11 protein-coding genes are annotated in these 11135 nt (G+C 67.9%); 9 read left to right on the forward strand and 2 right to left on the reverse strand.

Annotated features, from left to right (window positions below; translation table 11 throughout):
* Nucleotides 1-101: 101 nt before the first annotated feature.
* Nucleotides 102-848 (reverse strand): methyltransferase domain-containing protein, encoded by a 747-nt coding sequence (locus tag ACV4UX_RS14615; protein ID WP_491594014.1) that lies wholly within the window; start codon nt 846-848, stop codon nt 102-104.
* A 117-nt stretch (nt 849-965) separates the two neighbouring features.
* Between ACV4UX_RS14615 and ACV4UX_RS14620 the strand changes: the two genes are divergently transcribed.
* The 9 genes from ACV4UX_RS14620 to ACV4UX_RS14660 all read left to right on the forward strand — a co-directional run bounded on the left by ACV4UX_RS14620 (nt 966) and on the right by ACV4UX_RS14660 (nt 10706).
* The gene (locus ACV4UX_RS14620) at nt 966-1172 is read left to right on the forward strand and encodes a Nif11-like leader peptide family natural product precursor (protein WP_491594015.1); all 207 of its coding nucleotides are present in this window, start codon (nt 966-968) and stop codon (nt 1170-1172) included.
* Between the two features lie 83 nt (nt 1173-1255).
* Nucleotides 1256-2947 carry a glutamine--tRNA ligase/YqeY domain fusion protein gene (locus tag ACV4UX_RS14625; RefSeq protein ID WP_491594016.1) on the forward strand — a complete coding sequence of 564 codons (1692 nt, stop codon included), beginning with the start codon at nt 1256-1258 and terminating at the stop codon, nt 2945-2947.
* A 6-nt stretch (nt 2948-2953) separates the two neighbouring features.
* Complete coding sequence (locus ACV4UX_RS14630; RefSeq protein WP_491594017.1) at nt 2954-3670, forward strand: class I SAM-dependent methyltransferase; 717 nt, start codon at nt 2954-2956, stop codon at nt 3668-3670.
* An 82-nt stretch (nt 3671-3752) separates the two neighbouring features.
* Nucleotides 3753-4997: a histidine--tRNA ligase gene (hisS, locus tag ACV4UX_RS14635; RefSeq protein WP_491594018.1), complete on the forward strand. Its 1245-nt coding sequence runs from the start codon at nt 3753-3755 to the stop codon at nt 4995-4997.
* A gap of 29 nt (nt 4998-5026) precedes the next feature.
* The gene (gene aspS, locus ACV4UX_RS14640; protein WP_491594019.1) at nt 5027-6853 is read left to right on the forward strand and encodes an aspartate--tRNA ligase; all 1827 of its coding nucleotides are present in this window, start codon (nt 5027-5029) and stop codon (nt 6851-6853) included.
* A gap of 4 nt (nt 6854-6857) precedes the next feature.
* Entirely contained in the window at nt 6858-7370 is a 513-nt protein-coding gene (gene def, locus ACV4UX_RS14645) for a peptide deformylase (RefSeq protein WP_491594020.1), read from the forward strand.
* Complete coding sequence (fmt, locus tag ACV4UX_RS14650; RefSeq protein ID WP_491594021.1) at nt 7343-8353, forward strand: methionyl-tRNA formyltransferase; 1011 nt, start codon at nt 7343-7345, stop codon at nt 8351-8353. Before def ends, fmt begins: the two co-directional genes overlap by 28 nt.
* Nucleotides 8354-8415: 62 nt before the next feature.
* Entirely contained in the window at nt 8416-9234 is an 819-nt protein-coding gene (locus tag ACV4UX_RS14655) for a DUF116 domain-containing protein (RefSeq protein WP_491594022.1), read from the forward strand.
* Entirely contained in the window at nt 9231-10706 is a 1476-nt protein-coding gene (locus ACV4UX_RS14660; protein WP_491594023.1) for an RsmB/NOP family class I SAM-dependent RNA methyltransferase, read from the forward strand. The genes ACV4UX_RS14655 and ACV4UX_RS14660 overlap by 4 nt, the downstream gene beginning before the upstream one ends.
* Before the next feature lie 38 nt (nt 10707-10744).
* On the opposite strand, the gene ACV4UX_RS14665 is transcribed toward ACV4UX_RS14660, so the two are convergent.
* Nucleotides 10745-11135 (reverse strand): lysozyme inhibitor LprI family protein (locus ACV4UX_RS14665; RefSeq protein ID WP_491594024.1); only part of this gene is annotated, 391 nt, incomplete at its 5' end.

Genomic DNA, 11135 nt, shown 5'->3' on the forward strand with positions numbered 1-11135 from the left:
TAGCCGGTGAAGCCCGCGAAGCAATTGCGGGGTCTGGGGGGATCATCCCCCCAGCGGGTGCAGGGCAGCGCCCTGCCGGGGTCCGGGGCGGAGCCCCGCTCTTACCGGGGCTTCACGGCGTAGAAGAGCGTGCCCATGGTGACGGGCGAGCTTTTGTAGCCGCTTTCGCCTTTCACGGCCGCCTCAACGAATCCGGTCTTTTCCAGCATGGCCAGGAACGCCGTTCCCGGTATGGCTCCGCCTTGTCACCGGAACCAGGAGGCCACGGCGTCGGCCTCTGTCTGCGGCGGCAGGCCGGTGAGGGCCTGGTCTGCGACGAGCAGGCGACCGCCGGGGCGCAGGACGCGCAGTGCTTCCCGCAGGGCGCGCTCCTTGTCCACCACGAGGTTGTAGACGCCGCTGGAGCGCAGTTCGTCGAAGCTTTCGTCGGCAAAGGGCAGGGCTTCGGCCGTGCCGCGCGCGAAGGCGGCGTTGGCCGTGCCCGAGGCCAGGGCGTTTTCGCGCGCCTTGGCGGCCATGCCGGGCGAGAACTCGACGCCCGCAGCGAAGCCCCCGGGGCCTGCCAGGCGCGCGGCGATGAGGGTGTCCACGCCACAGCCGCAGCCCACGTCCAGCACGCGGCTGCCCGGGGCAGGGAGGCCCATGGAGAAGTGGTTGCCCACGCCGCAGAAGCAGTCGCGCACGGAGCGCGGCAGGTGGCCGTACCAGGCTGCGTGGTATCCCAGGCCCTGCAGCCCCTCCTCGCCGGTGGGGTAGCGGAACTCCCCGTGCGCCTTCGTGGCCACCCGGGAGTATTTCTCCAGGATGGACGAACGAATGCGCTGCGCGTTGTCATGGCTGATGTTCATAGATGAAACCTATCACGACATAGCCGTGCCATCAACTGGCACGATAACACCTCCGGTTGACGGAACGCGCTCGTTTTGCGAAAATGTCGATCAACTTCGTCCGGTAGGAGCACCACCATGAGCATCGATTCCGCCAAGCAATACATGGAGCGCATGCGCCAGGACCCGGACTTCCGCCGCCGCGTCAACGAATGCGAGGATGCTGCAGCCAACTGGGCTTTCCTGCGCGAGGAAGGCTTCGACTTCTCCGTTGACGAGTTCAAGCTGGCCCAGAAAGAGGTCTACGAGAAGCACGGCACCGACCAGCTCCCCGTCGTTGACTGAACGACGGGCGCCCGACCTGTTTGACCGGCGCTTTCTTTTTCCCTATTTCCGCACGACGACCACTCGGGACATAAGGAAGCACCATGAGCGACACTCCGGAACGGCATCTCGATTTCATCCGCACCATCGTCGACGAGGACCTCAAGAGCGGCAAGCACGCCAGCGTAGCCACCCGCTTCCCTCCCGAGCCCAACGGGTATCTGCACATCGGCCACGCCAAGTCCATCTGCCTGAACTTCGGCATCGCCCGTGAGTTCGGCGGAACCTGCAACCTGCGCTTCGACGACACCAACCCCTCCAAGGAGGAGCAGGAGTACGTCGACGCCATCCAGGCCGACGTGCAGTGGCTGGGCTTCTCCTGGGACGACAGGCTCTATTTCGCCTCCGACTACTTCGAGAAGCTCTACGAATTCGCGGAACTGCTCATCAAGAAGGGCCTGGCCTACGTGGACGACCAGACCGCCGAGCAGATCCGCGAGAACCGGGGAACCCTCACCCAGCCCGGCCTGGACAGCCCCTGGCGCAACCGCCACGTGGACGAAAACCTCGACCTCTTCCGGCGCATGCGCGCGGGCGAGTTTCCCGACGGCTCCCGGGTGCTGCGCGCCAAGATCGACATGGCCTCGCCCAACGTGGTCATGCGCGACCCCACGCTCTACCGCATCCGCCACGCCCACCATCACCGTACTGGGGACGCCTGGTGCATCTACCCCATGTACGACTTCACCCACTGCCTCTCCGACGCCCTGGAGCACATCACCCATTCCATCTGCACGCTGGAGTTCGAGAACAACCGCGAACTCTACGACTGGGTGATCGACAACCTCCCCGTGCCCTCGCGCCCCAGGCAGTACGAATTCGCCCGGCTCAACCTGGCCTATGTTGTGGTCAGCAAGCGCCGCCTGATCCAGCTGGTCACCGAGGGCCACGTCTCCGGCTGGGACGACCCGCGCATGCCCACCCTGCAGGGCCTGCGCCGCCGGGGCTACACCCCCGAGGCCATCCGGCTCTTCGCCCAGCGCATCGGCGTGGCCCGCGCCGCCAACACCGTGGAATACGAGATGCTGGAGGCCTGCCTGCGCGAGGACTTGAACGACCGCGCCCCCCGCGCCATGGCCGTGCTCAACCCCGTGAAGCTGGTGGTGGAGAACTACCCCGAGGGCCAGGAAGAGGTCTTCACCTGCCCCAACCACCCTGAAAAGACCGAACTGGGCGAGCGCGCCGTGCCCTTCTGCCGCGAGCTCTACATCGACCGCGACGACTTCCGGCTGGAGCCCCCCAAGGGCTACCACCGCCTTTCGCCGGGCAAGGAAGTGCGCCTGCGCCACGCCTACTACGTCACCTGCACCTCGGTGGAGACCGACCCGGCCACGGGCGAGATCACGGAGATCCGCTGCGCGTACGACCCGGCCACCAAGGGCGGCTGGTCCCAGGACGGGCGCAAGGTGAAGGGAACCATCCACTGGGTGAGCGCGCGCCACGCCGCCTGGGCCGAGGTGCGCCTCTACGACCGCCTCTTCACCAAGCCCGACCCCATGGACGTGGAAGAGGGCAAGGACTTCCTGGACAACGTGAACAAGGAATCGCTCCAGGCGCTGACCGCCGTGCCCGTGGAGCCCGCCCTGGCCGCCATGAAGCCCGAACAGTTCGTGCAGTTCGAGCGCGTGGGCTACTTTGTGGCCGACAGAAGAGATCACGGGCCGGACCGGCTGGTGTTCAACAGGAGCGTGGGCTTGCGCGATTCCTGGGCCAGGCAGGAGAAGAAGGCGGGGTAGGCCTCCATGCCCTGGGACCTGGACGACCTCGCCCGCTACGAGCGCTGGCTCGCTTCGCCCCGGGGGGCCTACGCCCTGGCCCAGGAGTTCCGTCTTCTGGAGAGCCTGATCTCCGCGTGGCCGCGCCGGGGCCGCACGCTGCTGGAGATCGGCTGCGGGCCGGGCGTGTTCCTGGAGTTCTTCCACCACGCGGGCTACGACGTCACTGGCCTGGACAAGTCCCCGGTGATGGCCCACGCCGCGCGCACGCGCCTGGGCCATCGCGCCGAAGTGAACCTTGGCGACTGCACGGCCCTGCCCTACGAGGACAACCAGTTCGACGTGGCGGCCCTGCTCACGGTGCTGGAGTTCGTGCCCGACCCCGAGGCCGCCCTGCGCGAGGCCGTGCGCGTGGCCCGCTCGGCCGTGATCGTGGGCTACCTGAACCGCTGGAGCTTCTACCGGCTCTGCGCGGGCAAAGGCTCCATCGTGCGCCGGGGCGAGTGGTTCTCGCCCTGGGGCATGCACGTCCTGGCCCGCAAGGTGACCGGTCACGCCCCGGCGGCGCACGCCTCGGTGCTCCCCGGGCCTCCGTGGACCTGGAAGCCCGGCTTCCCCCTCTGGGGCCTGGGCCGCATGGCCCTGCCCCTGCCCGTAGGCGCCTACTGCGGCATGGCCCTGGACCTCACGCTCGACGCCCCCCTCACGGGACTGCCCACCCGGGCCTTTGCCCAGCCCTCCTGACGCCACGCCAGAGCTTTTGACAACGCAAACGCTTGAGAGTAACAGTCCTTTTTTTCAAGGGCGTCCGCCCCAAGGTTCACACATGGACAAAATTCAGAAAATCAAAGGCTTCGCGGACCTGCTGCCCGCCGACGCCCAGGTGTTCGACCGCCTGGAAGAAGCAGCGCGCCGCGTCTTCGGCAGCTACGGCTACCGCCAGTCCCGCCTGCCTATCCTGGAGCGCACGGAGCTCTTCTCGCGCTCCATCGGCGAGGAGACGGACGTGGTTCAGAAGGAGATGTACACCTTCCCGGACCGCAAGGGACGCTCCCTGACCATGCGCCCCGAGGCCACGGCGGGCATGGTGCGCGCCTACCTGGAGAACGGCCTGCATGCCCAGGAGGAGCTGACCAAGCTCTACACCTACGGCCCCATGTTCCGCTACGAGCGCCCCCAGAAGGGCCGCATGCGCCAGTTCCACCAGTTGGACGTGGAGGCCTTCGGATCGCCCTCGCCCCTGCTGGACGCCGAGATGCTCTTCATGCTGGCGGACTTCCTGGGCGAGATCGGCATTACGGGCCTCTCCTTCGAGCTGAACTCCCTGGGCTGCCCCGACTGCCGTCCCGGCTACAACGCGGCCCTCAACGAGTATTTCCGGGGCTTCGACGCGGGCCAGCTCTGCGAGGACTGCATGCGCCGCAAGCTCACCAACCCCTTGCGCGTGCTGGACTGCAAGGTCCCCGGCTGCAAGGAGCTCACGCGCACCGCCCCCTCCATCGCGGACCACCAGTGCCCAGCCTGCAAGGCCCACTTCGACGCCGTGCTGGAAGTGGTCGACGCCGGGGGTCTGCCCTACACGCTCAACCCCCGCCTCGTGCGCGGGCTCGACTACTACGTGCGCACCACCTTCGAGGTCACCTCGGACATGATCGGCGCGCAGTCGGCCGTGGCTGGCGGCGGCCGCTACGACGGCCTGGTGCGCAACCTCGGCGGCCCGGACCTCCCCGGAGTCGGCTTCGCCTGCGGCATGGAGCGTCTGGCGCTGCTCATGGGCGCGCAGGAGGCCCCCGCGCCGGACTTCCACCTGGTGGCCATGGGCGCAGTCGCCGTGGCCCAGGGCGTGCTCCTGTCCAGGGAGCTTCGCCGCGCGGGGTTATCGGGCGAATCGGCGCTGGCCGAGCGCTCCATGAAGTCCCAGATGCGCCAGGCGGCCAGAAGCCGCGCCCGTTTCTGCCTGATCCTGGGCGAGGCCGAAGCCGCCTCGGGCCAGGTGCAGGTGAAAGACATGCAGTCCGGCGAACAGCGCACCGTGGCGCGCGAGAGCGTCGCCCAGGCCCTTCGCCCCTAACTACGATCCCCTTTCGGAGCCCCAGCCCCATGGACCAGACACTTCTCGACGACGAATCCCCCCGCGCCACCGATCCCCTGGGAGACTGGCGGCGTAGCCACTCCTGCTGCCAGCTCACCGGCGCCGACGACGGGGCCGAGGTGTGCCTCATGGGCTGGGTGCAGTTCCGCCGCGACCACGGCGGTTTGATCTTCGTGGACCTGCGCGACCGCGCGGGACTCACCCAGGTGGTCTTCAGCCCCGACCACGCCCCCGAGGCCCACTCCCGCGCCCACGTGGTGCGCTCCGAGTACGTGCTGGCCGTGAAGGGCCGCGTGCGGCGCCGCCCTGAAGGCATGACCAACCCCAACATGGTCACGGGCGAGATCGAGGTGGTGGTCTCGGACTGGAAACTCCTGAACACCTCCCAGACCCCGCCCTTCGCCATCGAGGACCGCGTGGACGCGGGCGAGGCCCTGCGCCTGAAGTACCGCTACCTGGACCTGCGACGCCCCAAGCTGGCCCAGAACTTCATCCTGCGCTCCAGGGCGGCCCAGAGCGTGCGCCGCTACCTGGACACCCTGGGCTTCCTGGAGATCGAGACGCCCATGCTCACGCTCTCCACGCCCGAGGGCGCGCGCGACTTCCTGGTGCCCAGCCGCGTGAACCAGGGCCGCTTCTTCGCCCTGCCCCAGTCTCCCCAGCTCTTCAAGCAGCTGCTCATGGTGGCTGGCATGGAGCGCTACTACCAGATCGTCAAATGCTTCCGCGACGAGGACCTGCGCGCCGACCGCCAGCCCGAGTTCACGCAGATCGACATCGAGATGAGCTTCGTGGACGAGGCCCAGGTGATGGACATGGCCGAAGGCATGGTGCGCGCCCTCTTCCGCGAATGCCTGGACCGCGAACTGCCCGATCCCTTCCCGCGCATGCCCTACGCCGAGGCGATCCGCGACTACGGCCTGGACAAGCCCGACCTGCGCTTCGGCCTCAAGCTCTCCGACGTGTCCGACATCGTGCGCGGCTGCGAGCTGCGCGTGTTCGCCAAGGCCGAGCTGGTCAAAGGCCTGCGCGTGCCCGGCGGCGAATCCATGACCCGCAAGGAAATCGACGAGCTCACCGAGTTCGTGAAGATTTACGGCGCGCAGGGCCTGGCCTGGATCAAGATCCGCGAGAACGAGTGGCAGTCTCCCATCGCCAAGTTCTTCTCCGAGGACGAGAAGAAGGCCCTGGCCCAGCGCCTGGGACTCGAAGTGGGCGACATCGTCTTCTTCCAGGCGGGCGGGGCCGACATGGTGAACACCGCCCTGGGCTGGCTGCGCGTCGAACTGGGCGAACGCCTTGGCCTCATCGACGAGAGCGTCTTCAGCCCCCTCTGGGTCACGGACTTCCCCCTGCTGGAGCACGACCCCGAGGAGAAGCGCTACGTGGCCAAGCACCACCCCTTCACCTCGCCCCAGGACGGCCACCTGGAGCTGCTCAAGACCGACCCCGCCAACGCCCTGGCCCGCGCCTACGACCTGGTGCTCAACGGCAACGAGATCGGCGGCGGCTCCATCCGCAGCCACACCCTCGACCGGCAGACCGCCATGCTCGAGGCCCTTGGCATCGGCGCCGAGGAGGCCGAGGAGAAATTCGGCTTCCTCTTGAACGCCCTGCGCTACGGCGCGCCCCCGCACGGCGGCATCGCCTTCGGCCTGGACCGTCTCGTGATGCTCATGTCCGGGGCCAAATCCATCCGCGACGTCATCGCCTTCCCCAAAACCCAGAAGGCAACCTGCCTCATGACCGAGGCCCCCGGCGTCGTTGCGGCGAAGCAGTTGCGCGAACTGGGCGTGAAGCTGCGCGAGTCGGCCAAGGAAACCAAGGAAGACTAGGCCCATGCCGCGCGAAATCCTCAAATATCCCCACCCCGTCCTCGCCCAGCGCGCGAAGGAAATCACCGAGATCACCCCCGAGCTGCGCAAACTGGCCGAGGAGATGGCCGAGGCCATGTACGCCAAGCGCGGCATAGGCCTGGCCGCGCCCCAGGTGGGCGAGTGCTGCCGCCTCATCGCCGTGGACGTTTCCGGCCCCGACGAGCGCACCGACCTGAAATTCTTCGTAAACCCCGTGATCGTCTCCAAGGAGGGCCAGGTCACCGACGAGGAGGGCTGCCTCTCCGTGGTGAACTTCCGGGCCAAGGTCACCCGCGCCGAGAAGGTGAAGGTGAAAGCCAAGGACCTGGACGGCAACGACGTGGAGGTCGACGCCGACGGCATCCTGGCCGTCTGCCTGCAACACGAGATCGACCACCTGGACGGCGTTCTCTTCATCGACCACATCAGCCGCCTGAAACGCGCGCTCTACGACGGGAAGATCAAGAAGTGGCAGAAGAGCGGCAAGCAGGCCTGAGCGCCGTCTTCATGGGAACCCCGGGCTTCGCGGCCGAGGTGCTCCGGGCCGTGCTCGATTCCGGTGCGGCCCGCGTCAAGGCCGTGTACACCCAGCCCGACCGCCCCTGCGGGCGCGGCCACAAGTGCCTTCCTTCGCCCGTTAAGCAGCTCGCGCTGGAGCGCGGCCTGCCCGTCATGCAGCCGCTCAACTTCAAGGAACAGGCCGCCGTGGACGAACTGGCCTGCTTCGCGCCGGACGTGCTCCTGGTGGCCGCCTACGGGCTTATTCTGCCCCAGAGCGTGCTGGACATCCCGAGCCACGGCCCCTGGAACGTGCACGCTTCGCTCTTGCCCCGACACCGGGGGGCCGCGCCCATCCAGCGCTCCATCCTGGCGGGCGACACCGAAACGGGCATCACCATCATGCGCATGGAGCGCGGGCTCGACACCGGCCCCATGCTCCTCAAGCGCGCCACGCCCATCACTCTTGAGGACACCGGCGGCGCCCTGCACGACCGCCTGGCCAGCATGGGCGCGGAACTCGCCGTTGAAGCCCTGAAACTGCTGGAATGCGGCCCCGTCGCGCCCGAGCCCCAGGACGACTCCCTGGCCACCCACGCCGCCAAGCTCACCAAGGACGACACGCTCATCCGCTGGGACCGCCCCGTGCGCGAAGTGCACGACCGCATCCGGGCCATGTCCCCCAAGCCAGGCGCCTACTTCCACATCGACATTCCCGGCGAAAATCGCTGTATTCGCCTCCAGGCGCATCCTGGGGCCTTCGAGCAGGGCAACACCCGGGGAAACCCTCCAGGACGCATCCTGGGGCTTTCCAGCGAGGGGCTTTCCATTGCTTGCCTCGATGGCGTCTATCACATTTCTCAATTGACTCCCGCCGGCAAGAAGCGCATGGACGCCGCCGCCTTTGCCTGCGGCTACCTGAACCGCATCGACCCGACGCTGCCCCTGAGCTGCCCACCGCCCGACGACCTGCTTTCCTGACCCCGGCAGGTCCGCTGAGCGGCCGCCTTGATTCATTCGGCAAAGAGGTTATGCTTTCCCCAATGGAAATCGTCGAATCGTCCCGCAAACGCCTGTTCATCGGGCTCATCGCCGCCACGTCCCTGGCCGTCACCACGGTGCTGGCCCTTTTGTGGATCGTGCCCACCATCGGGCTGGACACCATTCACCCCTGGGCCAGCGCGGTCTGGGGTTGCGTGGTGGCCCTGGCCATCGTGCTAGTCGGATGGGCGAGCCTCGGGCTGGCCCTCTCCGTGGCCGCAGGGCGCACGCTGCCCCTCACCAAACGCCTGCGCGGCGTGACCATCAAGCTCTTCCTGCCCCTGATGATCATCCTGGCGCGGCTCTTCGGCATCTCCAAGGAGCGCGTGCGAAACTCCTTCATCAAGGTGAACAACGAACTGGTTCTGGGCGAGGGCAAGCACTACAAGCCCCACGAGATCCTGCTGCTCCTGCCCCATTGCCTGCAGTCGAGCACCTGCGGCGTTCGCCTCACCTACGACATCTTCAACTGCAAACGCTGCGGCCTTTGCCCCGTGGCGGGTCTTTTGGCCCTTACGGAGGCCTACGGAGTGCACATGGCCATCGCCACCGGCGGCACCATCGCCCGGCGCATCGTGGTGCAGAAACGGCCCAGGCTCATCCTTGCCGTGGCCTGCGAGCGCGACCTGGCCAGCGGCATCCAGGACACCTATCCCCTGCCAGTCTTCGGCGTGCTCAACGAGCGGCCCAAGGGACCCTGCCTGGACACCGTGGTGCCCCTGGAGCGCCTGGAGAAGGCCCTGCGCCACTTTCTCCAGGTCGAGCGCAATCCCGTTGTGGTCCTGCCCCGGCTGACGCCCACCCTGGACGTCTCCAAGTGAGCGCGCAGGATTCAGGCCGCAACGGCTCTGGCAAAGGCCCCCACGGCAGGAAAGGCCCCGGCGGCTCTGGTTCCGGAAGGAAGGACAGCGGAGGCCGCGACCCACGAGGCAATGCGGTCGGACCTGGCCTTCCCGGCAGCCGGACGGAACGCGCATCCGACGGCGGCCGCCCAGCCGCGGCACGCTCGCTTCCCCCTGCGCGCGCGGCCGCCCTGACGGCGCTGGACGAAACCCTGCCTCTGGACCAGCGCGCCGCCCTGGACGTGCAGGCGGCCCTGGACCGCGCCCTGCGCCCCCTGGAGGACCCGCGCGACCGGGGGCTGGCTACTGAGCTGGTCTACGGCTGGCTGCGCCTCAAGGGCCGCATGGACCATCTGGTGCGCCGACAGCTTTCGCGGCCCGAGGGCACGCCGCCCATGGCCTTGCGATTGCTTTCGCTGGGGGCCTACGAACTGGTTCACCTGGACCAGGTGCCGCCCCACGCCACCCTCTCCTGGACGGTTGACGCCGTGCGCGCCCGTTGCGGAGAAGGCCCCGCCAAGCTTGCCAATGCCGTGTTGCGCCGCATCCAGGCCCTCGGGCGCGACGCCTCCAACCCGGAATTCTACCGCCAGGGCGCGCAGGGCCGCCTGGACTTCCTGAGCGTCTGGCACGCCCTGCCCGCCTGGATCGTCAAAATCTGGCTGGAACAGTACCCGGACACGGCCCAGCACCTCCTGGAGGCCCAGGCGGCCCCGCCGCTGGCCGGTTTCCGGCTGAACCGGGCCAGGCCGGACGCCCGGGCGCTCTTCAACGAACTTTCCCGCTTTGCCCCTGCGCGCGCTGCCTTCCCCTGGATCGCCTTCGAGCCCCAGTCCGTGCCTTCCAGCCTGGAAGTCGCCTGCCGCAACGGCCTGGCCTCCCGCCAGTCCTTCGCCGCCGGGGACATGCTCCAGAGACTCGGGTTCGAACGCTGGCCAGGCCCGGTCTGGGACGCCTGCGCCGGGCGCGGCGGCAAGTCCCTGGCCCTTGCTGAGAACGGCGTGCGCCCTCTCTGGGCCTCGGACGTGAGCGCGCCGCGCCTGCGCGGACTGCGCCACGACGCAGCGCGTCTCGGCCTGGAGTGCCCTGTCCTCTTTTTCGCGGATGCGTCACGGCCGCCCTTGAAGACCTCACCGGCCGCCATCCTGGTGGACGCCCCCTGCACGGGTCTTGGCGTGCTTTCCCGCAGACCAGACGCCAAGTGGAAGCGCACTTTTGCGGACATCGGCCGCATGGCCGCCCTGCAGCGTCGCATTGTCGGCAACGCCGCGCGGCTGCTCAAGCCCGGCGGTCTCCTCGCCTACGTCACCTGCACCCTGACCCTTCAGGAAAACGAACAGCAGGCCGCCCACCTCGAATCCCTGGGATTCAGGCGGCGCGACAAGTCCGGCACGGCCTTCGACGCCGGTTTGCGCGAGTTTTTCTGGGGCGGGGTGTGGGAGAAATCGTAATACGAATCGGCCTTCAAACAGATATCTGATCCGTCAGCTCATCGTCCTCGGAGAGCTTTGAGATCCATGAGGCGCTCTTCGGTCATGCGCGCCTCCTGCCGGTTGCGCTCCAGGTTGGCCACTCCCGGGTCCGAGACGCCCCATGACGCGAGCTTTCCCTCGGCCTCGCGCCACTTCATCCAGGCCTCCTGGGCGGCGCGCACGGTTTGGGCGAAATCCTTGTCCTCGTTGTCGAGCAGTTCGCCGTACACCGCCCCCAAATCGCGCTCGGCGGCCCGCAGGCGCAGTCTGGCGCACTCGGTCATCTCGGGCACGCTCGTGGCCTTGTCGCAGTCCTGGGCGAACGTGGGGCCAGGGACGAGGGCATACAGGGCCAGCCAGGCCAGAAGCGTCAGAAGCGCGCGCAAAGGGCTAATCGCTTCCGGCGTC

The organism is Fundidesulfovibrio sp. (assembly GCF_058402725.1).

Bases quoted from the DNA above. Each gene is read 5' to 3' on its own strand.
- hisS (WP_491594018.1), top strand. From the start codon at position 3,753: ATGGACAAAATTCAGAAAATCAAAGGCTTCGCGGACCTGCTGCCCGCC.
- aspS (WP_491594019.1), top strand. From the start codon at position 5,027: ATGGACCAGACACTTCTCGACGACGAATCCCCCCGCGCCACCGATCCC.
- def (WP_491594020.1), top strand. From the start codon at position 6,858: ATGCCGCGCGAAATCCTCAAATATCCCCACCCCGTCCTCGCCCAGCGC.
- ACV4UX_RS14655 (WP_491594022.1), top strand. From the start codon at position 8,416: ATGGAAATCGTCGAATCGTCCCGCAAACGCCTGTTCATCGGGCTCATC.
- ACV4UX_RS14620 (WP_491594015.1), top strand. From the start codon at position 966: ATGAGCATCGATTCCGCCAAGCAATACATGGAGCGCATGCGCCAGGAC.
- ACV4UX_RS14630 (WP_491594017.1), top strand. From the start codon at position 2,954: ATGCCCTGGGACCTGGACGACCTCGCCCGCTACGAGCGCTGGCTCGCT.
- ACV4UX_RS14625 (WP_491594016.1), top strand. From the start codon at position 1,256: ATGAGCGACACTCCGGAACGGCATCTCGATTTCATCCGCACCATCGTC.